The sequence below is a fragment of the Alkalispirochaeta alkalica DSM 8900 genome, assembly GCF_000373545.1.
Lineage (GTDB): Bacteria > Spirochaetota > Spirochaetia > DSM-27196 > Alkalispirochaetaceae > Alkalispirochaeta > Alkalispirochaeta alkalica.
The window spans coordinates 1-17,750 of sequence record NZ_KB891702.1 but is presented as its reverse complement, the minus strand read 5'-3'; the positions used below and the strand labels follow the sequence as shown (position 1 = coordinate 17,750).

Annotated in this window: 18 protein-coding genes and 1 tRNA gene; 10 read left to right on the top strand and 9 right to left on the bottom strand. The window is 59.2% G+C overall.

Annotation, left to right across the window (positions count from 1 at the left end; translation table 11 throughout):
- Positions 1-89: 89 nt before the first annotated feature.
- Positions 90-569, bottom strand: coding sequence for a hypothetical protein (locus B071_RS0106350; protein WP_018526268.1), 480 nt, complete (start codon positions 567-569; stop codon positions 90-92).
- Between the two features lie 111 nt (positions 570-680).
- Between B071_RS0106350 and rpsF the strand changes: the two genes are divergently transcribed.
- The 7 genes from rpsF to B071_RS0106315 all read left to right on the top strand — a co-directional run bounded on the left by rpsF (position 681) and on the right by B071_RS0106315 (position 5,136).
- The gene (gene rpsF / locus B071_RS0106345; RefSeq protein ID WP_026245038.1) at positions 681-962 is read left to right on the top strand and encodes a 30S ribosomal protein S6; all 282 of its coding nucleotides are present in this window, start codon (positions 681-683) and stop codon (positions 960-962) included.
- Between the two features lie 40 nt (positions 963-1,002).
- Positions 1,003-1,473, top strand: coding sequence for a single-stranded DNA-binding protein (locus B071_RS0106340; protein WP_018526266.1), 471 nt, complete (start codon positions 1,003-1,005; stop codon positions 1,471-1,473).
- A 93-nt stretch (positions 1,474-1,566) separates the two neighbouring features.
- On the top strand, positions 1,567-1,860 hold the full coding sequence (rpsR, locus tag B071_RS0106335; RefSeq protein WP_181015644.1) for a 30S ribosomal protein S18: 294 nt from the start codon (positions 1,567-1,569) through the stop codon (positions 1,858-1,860).
- Between the two features lie 15 nt (positions 1,861-1,875).
- Positions 1,876-2,814 carry a DUF2232 domain-containing protein gene (locus B071_RS0106330; RefSeq protein ID WP_018526264.1) on the top strand — a complete coding sequence of 313 codons (939 nt, stop codon included), beginning with the start codon at positions 1,876-1,878 and terminating at the stop codon, positions 2,812-2,814.
- Positions 2,792-3,463, top strand: coding sequence for a 50S ribosomal protein L9 (rplI, locus tag B071_RS19000; RefSeq protein WP_018526263.1), 672 nt, complete (start codon positions 2,792-2,794; stop codon positions 3,461-3,463). Before B071_RS0106330 ends, rplI begins: the two co-directional genes overlap by 23 nt.
- Positions 3,464-3,470: 7 nt before the next feature.
- Complete coding sequence (gene dnaB / locus B071_RS0106320) at positions 3,471-4,796, top strand: replicative DNA helicase (RefSeq protein ID WP_018526262.1); 1,326 nt, start codon at positions 3,471-3,473, stop codon at positions 4,794-4,796.
- 58 nt (positions 4,797-4,854) lie between these two features.
- The gene (locus B071_RS0106315) at positions 4,855-5,136 is read left to right on the top strand and encodes a late competence development ComFB family protein (protein WP_018526261.1); all 282 of its coding nucleotides are present in this window, start codon (positions 4,855-4,857) and stop codon (positions 5,134-5,136) included.
- A gap of 167 nt (positions 5,137-5,303) precedes the next feature.
- Here B071_RS0106315 and B071_RS20260 read toward each other — a convergent pair whose 3' ends face one another.
- The 8 genes from B071_RS20260 to B071_RS16255 all read right to left on the bottom strand — a co-directional run bounded on the left by B071_RS20260 (position 5,304) and on the right by B071_RS16255 (position 13,897).
- On the bottom strand, positions 5,304-7,586 hold the full coding sequence (locus B071_RS20260; RefSeq protein ID WP_438829606.1) for a WD40 repeat domain-containing protein: 2,283 nt from the start codon (positions 7,584-7,586) through the stop codon (positions 5,304-5,306).
- A 9-nt stretch (positions 7,587-7,595) separates the two neighbouring features.
- Positions 7,596-8,951: an RIP metalloprotease RseP gene (gene rseP / locus B071_RS0106300; RefSeq protein ID WP_018526258.1), complete on the bottom strand. Its 1,356-nt coding sequence runs from the start codon at positions 8,949-8,951 to the stop codon at positions 7,596-7,598.
- A gap of 51 nt (positions 8,952-9,002) precedes the next feature.
- Positions 9,003-9,887 (bottom strand): phosphatidate cytidylyltransferase, encoded by an 885-nt coding sequence (locus B071_RS18345; RefSeq protein WP_018526257.1) that lies wholly within the window; start codon positions 9,885-9,887, stop codon positions 9,003-9,005.
- The gene (gene uppS, locus B071_RS0106290; RefSeq protein WP_018526256.1) at positions 9,884-10,624 is read right to left on the bottom strand and encodes a polyprenyl diphosphate synthase; all 741 of its coding nucleotides are present in this window, start codon (positions 10,622-10,624) and stop codon (positions 9,884-9,886) included. Before uppS ends, B071_RS18345 begins: the two co-directional genes overlap by 4 nt.
- The gene (frr, locus tag B071_RS0106285) at positions 10,624-11,178 is read right to left on the bottom strand and encodes a ribosome recycling factor (RefSeq protein ID WP_018526255.1); all 555 of its coding nucleotides are present in this window, start codon (positions 11,176-11,178) and stop codon (positions 10,624-10,626) included. Before frr ends, uppS begins: the two co-directional genes overlap by 1 nt.
- Before the next feature lie 33 nt (positions 11,179-11,211).
- Positions 11,212-12,057 (bottom strand): translation elongation factor Ts, encoded by an 846-nt coding sequence (tsf, locus tag B071_RS0106280; RefSeq protein ID WP_018526254.1) that lies wholly within the window; start codon positions 12,055-12,057, stop codon positions 11,212-11,214.
- Positions 12,058-12,193: 136 nt separating this feature from the next.
- A complete protein-coding gene (gene rpsB, locus B071_RS0106270) occupies positions 12,194-13,150 on the bottom strand; it encodes a 30S ribosomal protein S2 (protein ID WP_018526252.1) in 957 nt (318 codons plus the stop codon).
- A gap of 81 nt (positions 13,151-13,231) precedes the next feature.
- Complete coding sequence (locus B071_RS16255) at positions 13,232-13,897, bottom strand: Maf family protein (protein WP_018526251.1); 666 nt, start codon at positions 13,895-13,897, stop codon at positions 13,232-13,234.
- A 245-nt stretch (positions 13,898-14,142) separates the two neighbouring features.
- Here B071_RS16255 and B071_RS0106260 point away from each other — a divergent pair.
- The 3 genes from B071_RS0106260 to B071_RS0106245 form a co-directional block, all read left to right on the top strand.
- Positions 14,143-14,216, top strand: a tRNA-Arg gene (locus B071_RS0106260).
- Positions 14,217-14,681: 465 nt separating this feature from the next.
- Positions 14,682-15,503: a tyrosine-type recombinase/integrase gene (locus tag B071_RS0106255; protein ID WP_245534064.1), complete on the top strand. Its 822-nt coding sequence runs from the start codon at positions 14,682-14,684 to the stop codon at positions 15,501-15,503.
- 595 nt (positions 15,504-16,098) lie between these two features.
- A partial coding sequence (locus B071_RS0106245; protein WP_215730280.1) for a type I restriction-modification system subunit M occupies positions 16,099-17,750 on the top strand: 1,652 nt, incomplete at its 3' end.

Genomic DNA, 17,750 nt, shown 5'->3' with positions numbered 1-17,750 from the left:
ATCATTGTAGGGTTATACACAAGAGAGGTTTTTCGGGATGTTCGATACAATCCTGTAGGAANTCTCGATGTCTTCGTTGTNGCTCTGTTTCAGCGATCGCCTTCGTCCCCGTCGGGTTCCTCCTTGTCCTCTGCCAGGAGAAAACTGAACTCCTCGGAGGAAACAATGGATGAAGCCGTGTCTTCTTCGGGTTCTACCCTGTCCAGGATCGCCTCAACGTCGCGCACCAGGGCCTCCTGCTCGGCCGTTATCGTCTTGAGCCGCTCCAGGTAGGGTGTGAAAGCGTCCTGGAAGGAGGTCTCGCTCTCGAGAAGCCGGGAGAGGAAGGTTCGGAAAAAAGCTGCAGTCCTGCGGAGCGCGCGCAGATAGGTTGTCCGGTGTATGAGCTGCTCCTGTTCCTTGAGCATGCGGTGCTTGCGCTGGAGCACGGCGTGGACAAAGAAAATGTCCTCCAGGATTTTGTCGCGGAAATACTCGGGGTCAATGTCCAGGCGAAGGCCTGACTCGATCGTTCGGATGATAGAATGGAGAAAGAAGAGATTGTCTTGGTAATGTATTTTTGCGGGCAAGGTATTCCTCCGATGTTGACACAGACCGTGGAGCGTGGTAACGTCCTTCGACCTTCTTGCTGCCTTTGATGGTATCAAAATGGTAGTCGCAAGTCCAGAAGGAGGAATAATTTGCGAACATACGAAGCGATGTGTGTGTTCCGCTCCGACCAGGAAACATTCAATGCCGGGGTCGTGGCGGTACGGGAAGAGTTGGAAAAGCTGGGTGCCCAGATCGAGAAAGAAGAAGATATGGGCCTGAGAACCTTGGCGTATCCTATCAAGAACCAGATTCAGGCGCACTATTTCTATTACGTCTGCAAGATGGAGCCCGACAAGGCCAGGCAGATCGAGCGCCCCATGCGCTTGCGCGATGAGCTTTTGCGGTTTTTGATGGTGCGGCGGGACGATTAAGGATCGACCCGAAAGGGTCAAACCAGGGGATTGAGGAAACATGGCTGATATCAACCACGTCGTTCTGGTGGGGCGTCTTGTTCGGGATGCTCAACTGAAATATACCAATGGGGGCCTTGCCATTTGCGAGTTCTCTCTGGCTATCAATAATCGCCGGAAGCAGGGCGAGCAGTGGGTGGACGAACCCAGTTTTTTTGACGTGACGTTGTTCGGTCGGCAGGGTGAGGCGATTCAGCGCTATCTCACGCAGGGAAAGCAGGTCGGTGTTGACGGCCAGCTTCGCCAGGATCGGTGGCAGACGCCGGAAGGGCAGAACCGCAGCAAAGTGGTGGTTATTGCCAATAACGTAATGCTTCTGGGTGGTGCCGGAGCGGGCGACGGGGGTGGATTTGGTCCTTCCCGGTCTGACCGCGGCGGTTCCTCCGGGCCCGGCGGGTCTCGCGGAGGCGCTCCCCAAGGCGGGGACGACGGCTTCGGCGGCGATGATTTCCCTGATAATATTCCCTTTTAGCCCTCTCGGGGGGTATTCTTGATCGATCCTGCTTGTATATCGAGCCAGGGAACGAGTGAAACAGGAAACCAGGAGGACCATGTGTCTGACGAAATGAAAAGAAGCGGCGACGGAAGAGGTCGCGATGGACGAGACGGACGGGATGACCGCGACGGAGGACGGGGATTTCGCCCCCGTGGGCGAAGCCATTTCCGGAAAAAGGTCGACAAGATCAAGGTTCATAACCTTGTTGTCGACTACAAGCGGCCCGACGTTCTGCGTCGTTTTCTGACGGAAAACGGAAAGATTCTGCCCAGGCGGATAACCGGTACATCCGCAAAAAATCAGAGAAAGCTGGTTCGCGAGATTCAGCGTGCCCGTTATCTGGGCATGCTGAAGATGGGTTGATCCGCCTTCGTGACGATGCTCGTCCGGGGCAAGCGGGAGCAATGGCTGNCCCTTCTCGCGGCAGCTCTGGTGAGCGCGGTGCTGTTTTACTCCGGCTTTTTCACCTTTTTGTTCGCCGTGCCGGTGCAGGTGGTGTTTTCGCGGCGGGGGGCCGAACGTGGTCTCCTGGCAGCGGGAATAACGGTGCTGCTCGTTCTGGCGGTTCATACCGTGCAGGCCCTGCGGTTTTCCGGTCCTGCAGGATACGTCTTGCTGGACGTCCTTACTCCTGTGGGGATGCTGGCGGGGCTCGCGTTCTTTAACCTTGCCCGACGCTACCCCTGGTGGTTGCGTCTGATCGCTGGAGGGGGGATAGCCTTGGTTGCAGCCCTTCCCGGTCTTCGGGCGCTCCTGATGGCCGGTGCCGGCGAGGGGGAGTTGGGCGAGCAGTTTCGTTCGATGTTTGCCATGATGGGGGTGAATCAGGATTGGGAGCTCTGGGTCGATCTGATCACCCGGGTTGTTCTCAGTTCGGTAGGGTTGGCTCTCACGGCAGGAATCGCTGCAAACTGGTGGTTGGGGAATGGTATCGTTTTGCGGGGGGCCGGGGCCGTTCAGACCCTGCGCTACGCCCGCGTTCCCGACCGGCTGATCTGGATGGTCATCACCGGGCTNGCGATCATCGTGGCTTCCTGGGTGTCTGGTGTCGGTACCTACGCTCCGGCAGGCTGGAACCTTGCCCTTGTAGGGGGGTTCCTCTATTCGATTCAGGGGATCGGTTTGATTCAGCATCTGCTTCATCTGCGGGGGGTCTCTCCCCAGGGTGAGCGCTGGGTTTTGACGGTCGCGCTGATCGCGTTCTTTATTCCCGGAATGAATGTACTCGTTGCGGGAGGATTGCCCTTGCTCGGCATGAGTGAATTGTGGATAGATTATAGAAGGGGAGATCGATATGAAGGTCATACTGAACAGTGATGTTACGAATCTTGGTGAAGAAGGTGATGTCTGCACCGTAGCTCCGGGGTACGCCCGAAACTACCTCCTGCCCAAGGGGCTGGTGATGGAGTTCAACAAGCAGAACCTGGCGAAGATTGAGGAACGGCGTTCCGAGATCGAGGCNCGGCGTGAGCAGAAGCGCAAGGACGCAGCAGGAGTCAAGGAGCGCCTCGAGGCGGAGCCCCTGGTTGTTTCCATGACGGCAGGAATCAACGGAAAGCTCTTTGGTTCCGTGACAAATGCCACCATCGCGGAGCAGCTGGCTGCCCAGGGAATCGAGGTCGAGCGCAAGCGTATCGATGTCCCCGAGCACAGCCTGAAGGCCGTGGGAACCTATAAGGTCCGGGTAAAGCTCTACGCCGATGAAGAAGCGCTTCTGGTGGTTCAGGTTGTGGCGAGCAACGCCCGGGAACTGGAAGAAAAACGGTCACGTCTGGTCGGGGCCGCAGCCCAGATCACGCCCGCCCAGGATGAGCAGGAGCAAGCCGGAGAGCAGGCTGACCCCTCCGATGCTGACCAGGAGAGTGCAGACGAGACCTCTCTTGATCCCGAGGTGATCGCCATGCAGCAGGCTCTTGAAGAGGAGGCTGCACAGCAGGAGGACGCGGACCGGTCGAGTCCGGAGTAATCCTGNCATGGAAGGGCGTTTGCCCCCGCACAATCTCGAGGCCGAGGTAGCAACCCTCGGCTCGGTTCTTCTCGATGCCTCGACGGTTCCCAAGGTAATGGAGTTCGTCCGGCCCGACGATTTTTATCGAAAGGCCCACGGCTCTATCTTCGACGCTGTCCTGAGCCTGTGGGACCGCGGGGAGAGCATCGATCTCATTACCCTCACCAACGAGCTCCAGTCCGGGGGAATCCTCGAGCGCGTGGGCGGGGCCTCGTATATCTCCTCGCTGACAACAGCGGTCCCTACCAGCGCCAACGTCGAGTACTACGCGCAAATCGTTCGGCAGACGGCGTTGCGCCGACGGCTCATCACCATCGCGGCAGAACTCACCGAGAGCTGTTTCGACGATACCATTCCTACGCGTCAGCTTCTTGAAGATGCAGAACGGCGGATCTTCGAGCTTGCCGAGACAAACCAGACCCAGTCTTTTCAGCCCGCCAAAGAGGTGGTCCGCCGGACGATCAGCGCGATCGAGAAGCTCTATCACAATCAGGATGCCTACACGGGCATTCCCTCGGGCCTTTCCGATCTGGATAGCATGACCAGCGGGTTCCAGGCGAGCGAATTTATCGTCATCGGCGCTCGCCCCTCGGTGGGAAAGACCGCTCTCGCCCTCTCCATGGCTGCCCACATGTCGATCGGCCAAAATATTCCCGTGGGGTTCTTTACCCTCGAAATGAGTGATATGGCGCTCATGCAGCGCCTTGTGGCCAGCGAGGCTCGTATCGGGAGCCAGACTATCCGGACGGGCATGCTTCGNTCCTCGGACTTTGCAAATCTTACCCACGCGGCGGGGCGGCTCTACGATGCCCCGTTATGGATTTCGGACTCTCCNGGTATGCGTTTGCTCGATCTGCGGGCCCAGGCGCGACGGATGGTGGGGCAGCACGGAGTGAAGGCNATCTTCGTGGACTATATCACCCTCATCACCAACGANAACCGGGAGCTGGCGCGGCACGAGCAGATCGCCGAGATCTCGCGCTCCCTGAAGGCTCTGGCGCGCGAGCTGGACGTCCCGGTTATTGCACTTTCCCAGGTTTCCCGCGACACTGAAGGGAAGCGGCCCATGCTTTCGAGCATTCGTGAATCGGGGAGCATCGAGCAGGATGCCGACGTGGTCATTTTTCTCCATCGCGAGAGGAATCTTGAGGAATCCTCCACGGAGAACATGAACGTGATCAAGACGGAGCTGATCGTGGCAAAGCAGCGAAACGGTCCCGTCGGGACCATAGAGATCGCCTTTGTGCCCCGCTATACCAAGTTCGAAAATCTGGCCGATGATATGAAGTAGGGTGACGGGGCAGGGGGTTCCGCGTCACAGCACCGACAGGAGAGAAGAGGGGACGAACATGGCTTTCAGAGATCTCTACGCCTTTGATGAGCTGACGAACGAAGCCGAGCGGCTTGTGATTGAGGAGCTGGCGCGACAGCTGGAAGGGCCCGACGCACCCGACCTCGGAGAAGACCCCGAGGGAGTCGTTCTGGACATCGCCGCCTACGCCCTGAACAGGGTTCCTCCTCTGTATCGGGCAAATCTGCTCGGTCGATTGTACGCTGATTCCCTGAAGGACGAACACCGGGAGACAATCCGCGAGGCCGTGGCCGAAGCGATAGCAAAGATTCTGGGATAGTCAGGGTTTCTTGCCAACAGGGCCCTCCGGGCGGCAGGGTTCTTCCCGGAGGGATCGTTTCACTTTTCCCTCTACACAGCGCATCTCCTGAAACACCTGCGCAAAGGCTGGGGGATCTTTTCCCCGCACCTGGCCGGTATCAGTTGACCCGCTACTCAGGAGCCGGATCAGGACGAGGGGGCGGGCGCCCCCGACTCCTGATCGTAGGAGTCCGTTTCTTCGTCGATCAGGGAGTCGTGGAATCCTCCGCTTTCGAACCGACTCTCTTCACCCTCTTCTTCCGCAGATTCCTCGATCTCCTCTTCGGGCTCTTCCTCCAGGATCATGAGGCCCGCCAGGTCTGTTCTCGAATCGTTCACGCTGATCACGTAGCTGTCGGCCAGAATGGGGTTCGATGCGTAGAACATCCCGTCCGGTCGCTGGGCTATCCAGGCTGACCCCGAGGCGGTGCGGATCACCGTGATATCCAGGACCGGTTCTTCGGAGAAGCGACTGATCAGCGAAAGTGTTCCATCCCAGTTCACCGAGAAGACGTAATGGTCGTTCAGTACCAGGCGACGCGGCATATGGGCCTGATTTCGGGAAAGCTCGCTTACCCGGGAGCCGTCCCAGCGGAGCACGCCCCCCCGATCGTCCAGGGTTGTGTAGACGGCCCCTCGCAGGGGGTCTACCGTTATACGGGCATCGAGATACTCTCCGGGAATCTCCAGGATCGTTCGGCGACGGCCATAGTTAGGGCCATCGAAGATCTCGATCACCGTTGAGGTATCCCCGTTCCGGTCGGTGCTGATACCGATGGCAAAGAGCCTCCCCCGGCGGGGGTCGTAGGTAAGAGAGAAGATCAGCCGGGACTCGGTCTCCATCGGTACAGTCTGTCCCGTGCGGGGATCGATTCGGAGGAGGGCCGAGTCCAGGAACCCACCCGTGTAAGCCTTCCCCAGGAAGATATCGCGGTCCGTGCCGAGGGTCGTCTGGAAACCCGTTCCCCGGTAAGAGAAGGTCTCCATTCCGGTGTCCAGGTTGACCATAGCCAGCTCTCCCGCCCGCGAGAGCGTCAGGATATCCCGGCCCTGGACGTATACCGAACGGATGCCCGGAGAAATACGCACCGAGAGCGCAGTGACCTCCCCCGTGGTGGTATTAACCTGCTTCAGGGGAGCCCGGGAATCATCGGGTGTCCAGATGAGCAGATCCTCACCGTCGGGGTTTCCCGGCACAATCAGGGCCTGGTCCCCCAGGGACGCGGGAAGTTCCGTCTCACCCAGGGGAGAAATGGCGTGCCCCGCCCGGGCTCTTCGCATATCGGCGAGGAACCCTGCAGGCAGGGTGATCAGCCCGTCCTGCGTGAAGATCCAGAGTCTCTCGTCACTGGTGGTGGCGATCGTTGTGATGGGTTCTATGATCGACTCGGCAAAGAGCTGGGGGTCGTCGCCGGGGCGGGGCGAGTCCGGCCGGTGGGGGGCGTCGCCGTGGTGGGGGAGGAGAAAGATTCTCCCCCTGGGGTCAGAGCCGTAGAGCTGGCTCCCCAGAGCCACAATGTTCACGATCTCGTGGTGGGGGAATCTCGTGACGGGGGAGGTCTCCTCGAGCCGCCCCTGGTGAAAGCGGAACCGCCGTACCTCGGGGGCTCTTCCCGAGGGGCGGGAGAGGACCAGAATCTCGTCACGCGAGGAATCGTAGTGGACCCTCCTGATAACCCCCGCATCGGTCTGGTGGACCAGATTTCCCGAGAGCAGGTCCACCACACCCAGGGTCCCTGTGGAAGTCTCGGCGACGGCNAAGCGCCGCTGCGAGAGGATGTGCAGATTCGTTAACCCCGGAGGAGCCTCGAACTCCCCCTCGGCCCTGCCGCTGGAGATGTGGCGGTAGACGATATTCCCCGACGAGGGTGAGTAAGTCATAACCCGCTCTTCGCTGCCGGCGGTTACAAACCAGCTCACGATGCTCGTGGCCTGCTGGAGAAAGGGCAGGCGTCTCCCCGTGGAGGCCCTGAGGATTCGCATGCTCCTCAGCCCCGGTACAGAGTAGAGCAGATAGGACCCTCGGGGTGAGGCCTCCATCCAGAGTACTTCCCCGTCGGGGCTGTGGAGATAGCGCCGCTGACCGGTCTTCCAGTTCCAGAGGGATATCCGGTGGAGCCGGTTACCGTCGGAGCTGTAGAGGGCCACATTATTCCCGTCGGGGAAGGGGGCGATGGCCTGAACGGGAAAGCGGTCGGCCCGGATGCTTTGAAGGAGTGCCTCGGTTCTGGTGTTCCAGACCATGAGCTTTCCGTCTTCCCCCGCCGTGAAAAGCAGATCCTCTCCGGGAAGGGCCGCCATGGCGGTGATCTCGCCGGTATGGCCCGATCTGATCAGGGAACGGGGTTGGGCCTGAAGGCGCTCCGCCCGGAAGAGGGCGGGGACCAGGGCGAGGGCGAGAAGGATCAACCAGGATTTCTTTGTGTGCATCTTCATGGGTTAGCTCCGGGCAAAGAAGAGGATATCATTAAAAACGGCAAAAAACATGAGGCCGATGATAATGATGTTCCCTGCAACCTGATAGTGGTACACCAGTCGGGGGTGCAGGGGCTTTCGGGTAAGAAGTTCCAGGCCTGAGAGGAGGATCTGGCCTCCGTCGAGGGCCGGAATCGGCAGGAGATTCATGAAAAAGAGGGTAATGCTGATAAGGCTGAGGAAGTTAAAGAACGAGAAGAGCCCCGCACCTATTCCTGCCCGAAATCCCTCGGCGGCGACCTCTCCAACCATGTAGGTGATCCGGGCGGGCCCCATGAGGGCCTGATTCAGGTCGATCCCGGAAAAGAGGAGGCCGATGCTCTGCAGAGTGAGGTGGAGAATCTCCAGAGACTGGCCAAAGCCCGTGGCGAGCCCCTCCAGGGGTCCCCTGGTTCCGGAGAAGACCTCCAGAGCCTCGTAACCGATCCCCAGGGTCGGGGTTCCCTCCTGGGTTTGGCCGGGAACGATTCTGCGGGTGATGGTGCTCCCCTCGCGGCTGATCTCGGCCGTCACGGGCGCGCTGGGCCTTTCCTGGAGCATCGCCTCCAGGGCGATGCTGTGGGGAATGGCTTCGTCGTTCACCGAGAGGATCCTGTCGCCCGGTCGCAAGCCCGCTATATCGGCAGGCGACCCGGGGACGATCCGGGCGACCACCGGGTCTATCCAGGGGTAGATCCCTATGTATCCGGCACCCGTGGACGGATTCAGACCGGGAGTCAGGGTGGCGGAGAACTCCTCCTCCTGGCGTGTGTACCGCAGTGTCAGTTCCTGTCGGGGTGATCGGCTCACCAGGGACTGGATGTCGCGAAANGANCCAATCTCCTGGGAATTGATCTCCACGATCCGGTCGCCCGTCTGGAGCCCCGCCTGGGCCGCAGGGCCCTGACGGTGGGGGTGGTAATCGTCGACCAGGACAATTTTGTTGGGAAAGGTAAAAAAGGAGTAGCCGATCATGGCAATGATTCCCAGGACGATCACGGCAAAGACAAAATTGACCACCGGGCCCGCCAGGAGAACCAGGATGCGCTGCCAGGGCCGGGCTGCGTAGAAATCACCCTTCTCCACGGTGATGGAGGAGCTCTTTTCCTGCCAGGCCTTCATCAGGGCGTGTTCTCCCTGCATTTTGCAGTAGCCCCCAATGGGCAGCCAGCTCACCCGGTATTCCGTCCCGCCCCGCGTAACGGACCATATTTTCCTGCCCCAGCCAACGCTGAAGGCCTCGACAGTTATGCCCATTTTCTTGGCAACAATCAGGTGTCCGAGCTCGTGGACAAAGACCACCAGGCCGAGCCCCAGCAGACCGACAAGTACATTTATCATGAAGAAACCTCGCAGATTTTCCCTGTGGGATACCCCCCGGAAGAGATGCTTCTAGGGGACGAAAAAGAACAGCACATAGCCATAGTAGAAAAATGGCGCTGCAAAGATGGGAGAGTCAATCGAATCCAGGAGTCCTCCGCGACCTGGGATGAGTTGCCCCGAGTCCTTGATCTCGGCGGATCGTTTCATGGCCGATTCTACCAGGTCGCCCAGGATCGTGGCGGCCCCGATAACGGCGCCGAAGGCGATGTGGGCAAGAAACGAGCCCGGGAAAACCTCGGGGAAGATCGCTCCCGCCACGGCCACCACGGCGGGGGTGGTGCAGAACCCTCCCACGAAGCCCGCCATGGACTTGTTCGGGCTGATTGCCACGGGCGGAGCGGTTCCGGCAGGGGTGGTGATCTTTCCCAGAAGTCTGCCGAAAAACCAGGCTGCGCTGTCGTTGAGATAGGTGCAGAGGAGAAAGAGCATTACCAGATGGGACGGGTTGGGAAGCTCTGTCAGCCGGAGGGCGTGCCAGAGAAAGAGCCCGGGGTAGAGGATAACGAAGGTATGGGTCGTTATGGCGGGAATGATTCCCGAAAAATCGCCCCGATGATCCCGAAAGACCTGAATGATCATAACCAGGGAGAGCCCCAGAAGAATTGCGCCTATCACGGCGAAGGAGGGGGTGCAGTCTCCGGGCAGCCAGTACGCGCCGTATCCGGCTGCGGGCACAAGAATTCCCAGGAGGGGAATGATCAGCCTGTTGCAGCGATAGGAGCAGGTATGGCCGGGGAAGAAGCCGGCCGTCTCTCTGGCCCCCAGAGCCGACGCTCCGATCGCCAGGAAAGCGAAGGCGGGGAGCCCCGCCTCGGGAAGGACCAGGGCGCTCGCTACCAGAAGGGGAATGCCAATAAAGAAGACCAGAAGCCGAAAAAGTGTGTTTTGTGTCATCCTGTACCGCCGAAGTTTCGTTTGCGCGACCCAAAGTCGTGAATCGCCTTGCGGAGATCCTTTCCTGTCCACTCGGGCCAGAAACGGTTGCTGAAATAGAGTTCTGCGTAGGCGCTCTCCCAGATGAGGAAGTTGCTCAGGCGCCGATGGCCCCCTGTCCTGATGATCAGGTCAGGATCGGGAAGGTCCGGCAGATCCAGATGGCTTTGAATGGTTTCCTCCGTCAGGAGAAGGTCATCCTGTGTCGGGGGCCTGTCGCACGAGGCCTGACGGGATTGTAACGCCCGGTTTGCCGCGCGGACGATCTCGTCCCGGCCCCCGTAATTTACCGCCAGGTTTACGGTGATCGCTGTATTTGCCCGGGTTTCCTCGGTAACGCGGTGGATTTCATCCCGGACCTGGCTGGGGAGCCCTTCCAGGTTCCCGCTGTGCCTGACGCAGACGTTGTTTTCCCGGTAAAAGGAATACTGGCTGCGCAGGTTCTTGGCCACCAGAGCGAGAATGAAGGAGACCTCCTCCTCGGTTCGGCGCCAGTTCTCGGTGGAAAAGGCGTAAAGTGAGAGGTACTCGATCTTTTGGGCGATCGCCTCGCGGACGATCCGCTTTGCCGCCTCGATCCCCCGGGTGTGACCCAGGGTGCGACGAAGTTTTCGGCGGGTTGCCCAGCGACCGTTGCCGTCCATGATGATGCCGATATGCCGCGGTACGGCCGCCAGGGGTTTCGCTCCGCTGCCCATCAGATCTCCAGGATCTCGGTCTCCTTGGCTGCCAGCACCGTGTTTATCTCCTCGATGCGCTGATCGGTCAGCTTCTGGATCTTTTCCTCGCCCCGTTTGAGGTCATCCTCGCTGATCTCGCCGTTTTTCTCCAGCTTCTTGAGCTCGTCGTTGGCGTCGCGGCGGATGTTCCGCACCGCAACCCGACCCTGTTCTGCGGCGTTCTTTGCGAGCTTGACCACCTCTTTGCGGCGCTCTTCCGTCATGGGGGGGATGCTGATACGGATCACCTTGCCGTCATTGCTGGGATTCAGGGAGAGCTCCGATGCGTAGATCGCTTTTTCGATATCGCTCAGGGCTCCCTTGTCCCAGGGCTGGATAACTACCAGCCTGGGTTCGGGGACGCTCACGCTCGCCACCTGATTCAGCGGCGTGGGCGTCCCGTAGTACTGGACCTTGATCTTGTCAAACATCGCGGCGGAGGCCCGGCCTGTGCGCAATCCCGCCAGCTCCTCTTCCAGGGCGCTGACGCTTTTTTTCATCCGTTCCTGTGCATTCGTGATAATTGCTTCCATAGCTCGTTCCTCCTTGGCAATGGCTGGGACTATTTAGGCCTCTTCCCCTACGGCGTATACCACGTATCCGCTCAGGGAGAGGGTGGTTCCTGCTGCTTTGGAGAGCTCCTGTGCCACGGCAGCGACGCTCTTTTTCTCGTCCTTTACAAAACCCTGATCGAGGAAACAGATCTCGGCCATATGCTTCTTGAGTTTCCCCTGGACGATGCCCTGGAGCACTTTCTCGGGCTTGTCCATGTTCTTGGCCTGGGTCATGAAGATCTCTTTCTGCTCCGTCAGATAGGNCGGGTCCACCGACTCTTCCGAGAGGTAGGAGGGCCGGAAGGCCACGGCATGAAGGGCGCAGTCGAAGGCGAAGTCCTTCACATCCTGGCGCTCGAGAGCGGCGGGGTCCTCGGCTCCGAGGGCTACGATGCAGCCCAGGCGTCCGGAATCGCCGTGAATGTAGGAAGCAAAAATCTCGTTGTCCTTCTTCTCGATCCGGCTGAAGCGGCGAAGGCTCATGTTTTCCTTGATGGTGCTGATCGCTTCCTTGATGCGGTTTTCCAGGGCCTCATCGGCCTCGGTGAGGTTCCGCTCGAGGATCTCCCGGGCCAGGCTCTCGCCCAGGGCGACGAAGGTCTCGTTACGGGCGACGAAGTCGGTTTCGCAGGCAAGCTCCATCACCAGGCCGGTGTTTCCTGAGGTGTGGGTGAAAATCCGGCCCTCGTTGGTGGCCCGGCCGCTCCGCTTCGCCGCGGCTGCCTTGCCCAGCTCCTTGAGAATGCGTTCAGCCTTGGCGAAGTCTCCCTCGGCCTCGGTGAGAGCGTTCTTACAATCCATCATGCCGGCTCCCGTCTTGTCGCGGAGCTTCTTTACGTCGGCTGCAGTAATTGCCATTATTGTTTCTTCCTCCTGAAGGTATGGTTCGTGTCTGTTTCTTCGGTGACCGGGGAGGCGGGGAAGCCCCGGTTGACCCTCCCCCGGTGTCGGGTCCCCTCCTGGGGGGCTCCCTGGCGGGCGCCCCCGGCGGAGATCAGCTCTGGTAGAGGGTTTCCTCGTCCAGACCAGCTTCTTTTGCCACGGCTTCCTCGGGCGTTGTCTCGTCGGCAGGAAGCTCCGGGTCGTTTCCAGGTTCGTAGTCGGAGTAGTCTTCAGTGGTGAAGCCTTCGTCGGCCCCCTCCGAGGAACCCACTGCTTCGGCCAGGCGAATCTTGTCCTCGCCGTCGTCCTCGGCCTTTGCCTGGGTNGTCGCGCTGAAATCGTCCTCGGTCTCGTCGTCCTGGAGATTCTCGATGACCTCGAGGCCGATCTCGTTGTCTGCCTCGATTACCGCTTTGGAGATGATCTGGGTAAAGAGGGTGATCGCCCGAATTGCATCGTCGTTTCCGGGGATCGGGTAGTCAATATCGGTGGGATCGCAGTTGGTGTCTACCACAGCAACGATGGGAATACCCATGCGCTTTGCCTCGGCGATGGCGATCGCTTCGTTCCGGGTGTCGATGATGAAGATCGCCCCCGGGAGCTCCTTCATTTCCTTGATCCCCCCCAGGTTCTTCTCGAGCTTCTGGCGCTCCTTGTTCAGGCGGGAGATCTCTTTTTTGGTGAGGCTGTCGAAGGTGCCGTCGACCTCCATCTTTTCCAGCTTCTTGAGCCGGAGCAGGGACTTCTTGATGGTGGAGAAGTTGGTAAGCATACCGCCCAGCCAGCGGTTGTTTACATAGTACATGCCACAGGCCGTTGCTTCGGCCTCGATGGCCTGCTGCGCCTGCTTCTTTGTGCCCACGAAGAGCACGCTTTTTCCTTCGAGTACGGTCTGGCGGATCATCTCGTAGGCATCCTTGATCGCCACAATCGTCTTCTGAAGGTCAATGATGTGAATTCCATTCCGCTCGGCGAAGATAAATTTCTTCATCCGGGGATCCCAACGCTTGGTCTGGTGCCCAAAGTGTACACCCGACTCCAACAGGTTCTTCATCGTAACTACGGCCACGATTCCTCCTCTTGTGGACCTCTGGTCCACCCCTTCGCTTTTGTCTCGTACGGTTTTCCCTGGGAAAAACACGCCGGAAGATTATGATTCTTTAGCCTGGATTAGCCGGGACTCGTCCCGAAAAACGGTAAAAAATCGTTTGATAGTAGAATATACCTGGTGTATTGGCAAGCCCATTACCGCCTCGTAGCTGCCCTCGAGATGGCTCACGAAGGCGCCGGCGCGCCCCTGGATGCGGTAGCCCCCGGCGACATCACGCCACTCCTCGCAGGCAAGGTACCATTCGAGTTCGTCCCCGGAGAGAGCGGTAAAGGTCACCCGGCTTGTGACGACCTCTTCCATCCAGCTCTCCGGAGCGGCCGGGTCCTGGTACACAATAATCGCCGTATGGACCCTGTGAGTGATACCCGAGAGGTGTTCCAGCATCGTGCGGGCCTCCTCGCGGCTGCGAGGTTTGTCCAGGAGTCGCCCCCCGGCATCGACGGTGGTGTCCGAGGCCAGGGCAAGGCGTGTCGGTGGCAGGGGGTGTACGGCTGCTGCCTTGAGTCTGGCCCGTTCGAGGGCAATTTGGCGGCAAACCTCGTCGGGAGGGGTGTCGGGGCGGATCGTTCCCGGGCCGCAGGATTCCTCGTCAACCTGGGCGGGACAGACCAGGGGTTCTACGCCGATGCGTCGCAGCAGGTCCTGCCGCCGGGGGCTTGCGCTGGCCAGGGTTATGCAGAGATTGTCGGGAATTGAAAGATTCATGGGAGGGACGCTACCACAGGGAGCAGGGGAGAACAACCGGAGGAGGCTTCGGCCCCAGGATACAGGCCCTTTCCGGTTCGCAGGCAGNCTCAGGCCTGGAGACAGATTTTGTCCTGGAGGGGCGGGGCCAGGCGAGCTGCCGTCCCCCTGTGTACTCCGGTGAAAACGGACTGTGATTCCGGGGGATTATTTTCGTTTCATGCGTTGACTTTTTTTTGAGTCTGCGCGTACTATGCTGCCCAGACGGACACGTAGCTCAGCTGGATAGAGCGTCGGCCTCCGGAGCCGAAGGTCGTGGGTTCGAATCCCGCCGTGTTCATTCCTATTTTGTTTTCATGCAATGAGTTGGAAAATGCCGGCATTGGCCGGCCGGAGAAAATCCGACAGGAATCCGACAATGAAAACTCTTCGTTATTCCCTTACCCGCCAACCTCGAAACAAAAAAGAACTTGAAAAAAAGAAATCCGGGCAGAAATGGATCGGAACGTGGTACGTCCGATGGAAACTTCCGGATGGAAAATGGACTCCTCTGCGATCAACAAACTGTGGGAACAAAGCCGACGCGACAGCGTGGTGTGATGCCCAGCTCAAGAAATCGCAAGACGAACAAGAAAAAACAACAGCAACCACAGCAGCAACAAAGGAAAAGGATATCTCCCTCGGCACATACACCACGGGGTTTTTTGACTGGCCTAACGGGCGTTATGTCACAGACCGACGAGCCGGGGGCCACCGGGTATCATACCGATCAGCGCAAACCCACCGGATCGACTGCAAGAACCACGTGCTACGCATCCTGGGTGAGGAAATGTTGCTCACGGAGATTACTCGTCGAGAGACCCGCCGCTTGCGGGACACGCTCTTCCAGGAAGGGAAGGCGGCGACAACGATCAACCATGTGATCAACACGCTTTCGGTCATTCTTCAGGCAGCCGAGGAAGACGAGATCATCCAGGCGATTCCCCGAATCTACCGAGCTGGTGGCGGAAGCAAGAAAAGGGGCTCCCTCACAAGAGAAGAGGCCCAGAGCCTGCTGGGAACTCCCGAAGCGTGGCGGAATGATCTGGAGCGCATTGCCTCCGAGATTGCAGCTCGAACAGGCCTCCGGAGATCCGAACTGCTGGGGCTCACGGCCGACCGATGCCACCGCGATTACATCGATGTCTCCCGCGTCTGGGAGCCAGTGTCCTGGAAACTCAAGGAGACGACCAAAGGGGGCGAGGCCAGGATCGTGCCGATCTCCCGTCGGATCCGCAGCTTGATAGTCTACCTGCTCCGATCCAGCCCGTACCGGTGGGAGATTCCACCGGGCTCCCGATACGTCTTCTACCATGGCACAAACCCGCACGCGCCCTACGATGGTCGGGAGCTCACCCGGGGGCTATATCATGCCCTGGAGCACGTGGGGATGTCAGAGGAGCAACGGCAGGCTGCGGGGATCACCTTTCACAGCTGGCGGCACTTTGCGAACTCCCAGATGATCGAGGCTGGAATCCCTGAGGCGACTGTGCGGGCACTGATTGGCCACCAGAGCCAGGCGATGACCATGAACTACTACCACGCCCAGGATCTCGCGCGGATTGCTGCCGTGCAGGATGACTGGTAGCGTCTGGCGGTCCCGGAGCTTGCACACGACATTCTGGTTGGCGAAAGCCCCCGCAAAGGTCCTGGCCTGGCCCCAGGAAACGGTGTGGATCCAGCGGACACCAACGGCCCAATCGGAAAGCTTCTCGTCATCGCAATGCGCGCCCGCCTCCGGTGCCGTGAGGCCGGCGTTCAGGAGCGGGGTGCCGGAGAAGCTGGTCTGCCCCAATATCAACCTGGAACATCAAGACCTCCCCGGGGTTCTCTCTCTGGTTTTCTGCAGGCTCGTCCCATACTATGGGACTGAGCAGGGGGACACACAGGAAATCGTTTCTGGCATCTTTCGGGGGGTGGTACAGTTTTTGTCGTGCTCTCCCTGCAATAATTAGGTGGGATGATCCGGCGGGGGGCTGCACTGTTCTCCATGAGGGGGTTTTATCTGGCCCCGAGGGGGGAATCGTGGTAGGATTCTGGACGCATCTTGCCTCTGTATTGAGGCAGACTCCGTGCCAGGAAACTGTGGTCCTGTTATCTGAAGTGAATGTCGCTACACCGCTGTAGCAACCGAATTATAAAGATGAAATAAGCAGAGCTGAAGGAAGATTGATACAGTGAATATGCACCATCATGATGAGCTCAAAAGCCACATTCGGGAAATCGCGAAACGTCTGCGTGGCCCTTACCGCCCACCTCAGTACCGATTGGTCATGCTGCCGATAGTCGTGCTGCGGAGACTAGATTGTGTGTTGGAGCCCACCAAAGACGCGGTGCTGAAGCAATACGAGAAGCTGTCTGCTCAAGGTATGGCGGAAAATGCTATGGAGAAGATGCTGGGCAAAGCGGCCGATCCTGACCGAACCCATCCGCTCTACAACACCAGCCCCTTCACCTTTGAAAAGCTGCTGGACGATTCTGAGAATATCGCGCCTAACCTGGTGGCCTACATCAACGGATTTTCTCCCACGGCTCGGGCTATTTTCGAGCGCTTCGAGTTCTCGGACCAGATTGAGAAGCTGGATGCCAGCAACCGGCTGTTCACCATCATTAAGGCGATGTCAGAGGTAGACCTGCACCCGGACCGGATCGACAACCTGCAAATGGGCTACCTTTTCGAGCATCTGGTGATGTGCTTCAACGAGCAGGCCAACGAAGAGGCCGGGGATCACTTCACCCCGCGCGAGGTCATCCGTCTGATGGCCAATCTGGTCTATACCGGTGAGCAGGACGTCTATACGCCGGGCATCTATCGCACCATTTACGACCCGGCCTGCGGCACCGGAGGGATGTTGTCGGAGTCGGAAAAATTTATCCTTGACCAGAACAGCCAGGCCAATCTGGCCCTGTTCGGGCAGGAGTACAACGATGAGTCCTGGGCTATCTGCTGTGCGGACATGCTGATCAAGGACGAGGACACTGGCAGCATCGTCTTGGGCGACACCTTGGGTGACGGCAAGACCCGCGACGGGTTCGAGGGCGAGCAGTTTCATTACCTGCTGGCCAATCCACCCTTTGGCGTGGAGTGGAAGGATCAGAAAACCGTTGTCGAGAAGGAGCACAGGGAGATGGGCTTCGCCGGACGCTTCGGCGCTGGGCTGCCCGCCATCAACGATGGTTCCCTGCTGTTCCTGCAGCACATGATTTCCAAGATGCATCCGTACAAGGAAGGGGACGAGGACGCGGTAGGTTCCAAGATCGCCATTGTCTTCAACGGCTCTCCCTTGTTTTCCGGCGATGCCGGTTCCGGCCCATCGAACATCCGCCGCTGGATCATCGAAAACGACTGGCTTGACGCCATTGTCGCCCTACCGGACCAGCTTTTCTACAACACCGGCATCTTCACCTATGTCTGGCTGGTCACCAACCGCAAGGCCCCGGAGCGGCGCGGCAAGGTCCAGTTGATCGACGGCACGCGCTTTTTCCAGCGCATGAAGAAAAGCCTGAACAACAAACGCAACGAGATCACAGAAGACCAGATCCGTCACCTGACCCGCCTCTACGGCAACTACCAGGACGGTGAAACCGCTGATGTAAGAATCAACGGTGACAGTGAAACCCGCGTGGTCTCNCGNATTTTCGAGAACCGCGAGTTCGGCTTCCTCAAAGTTACGGTGGAGCGCCCCCTGCGCATGAACTTTGAAGCCTCGCCGGAGCGCATCGCCCGGCTGGATGAACAAACTGCCTTTGCCAACCTGGCCACCTCAAAGAAGCGCAAGAACGAGGCCGCAGCCGCTAAGGAAATTGCGGAAGGGCAACAGCAGCAGGAGGCCAT

Excerpts from the sequence above, each read along its gene's own strand:
- B071_RS0106340 (WP_018526266.1), top strand. The coding sequence starts at position 1,003 with ATGGCTGATATCAACCACGTCGTTCTGGTGGGGCGTCTTGTTCGGGAT.
- rpsR (WP_181015644.1), top strand. The coding sequence starts at position 1,567 with ATGAAAAGAAGCGGCGACGGAAGAGGTCGCGATGGACGAGACGGACGG.
- B071_RS0106315 (WP_018526261.1), top strand. The coding sequence starts at position 4,855 with ATGGCTTTCAGAGATCTCTACGCCTTTGATGAGCTGACGAACGAAGCC.
- B071_RS18345 (WP_018526257.1), bottom strand. The coding sequence starts at position 9,887 with ATGACACAAAACACACTTTTTCGGCTTCTGGTCTTCTTTATTGGCATT.
- uppS (WP_018526256.1), bottom strand. The coding sequence starts at position 10,624 with ATGGGCAGCGGAGCGAAACCCCTGGCGGCCGTACCGCGGCATATCGGC.
- frr (WP_018526255.1), bottom strand. The coding sequence starts at position 11,178 with ATGGAAGCAATTATCACGAATGCACAGGAACGGATGAAAAAAAGCGTC.
- B071_RS16255 (WP_018526251.1), bottom strand. The coding sequence starts at position 13,897 with ATGAATCTTTCAATTCCCGACAATCTCTGCATAACCCTGGCCAGCGCA.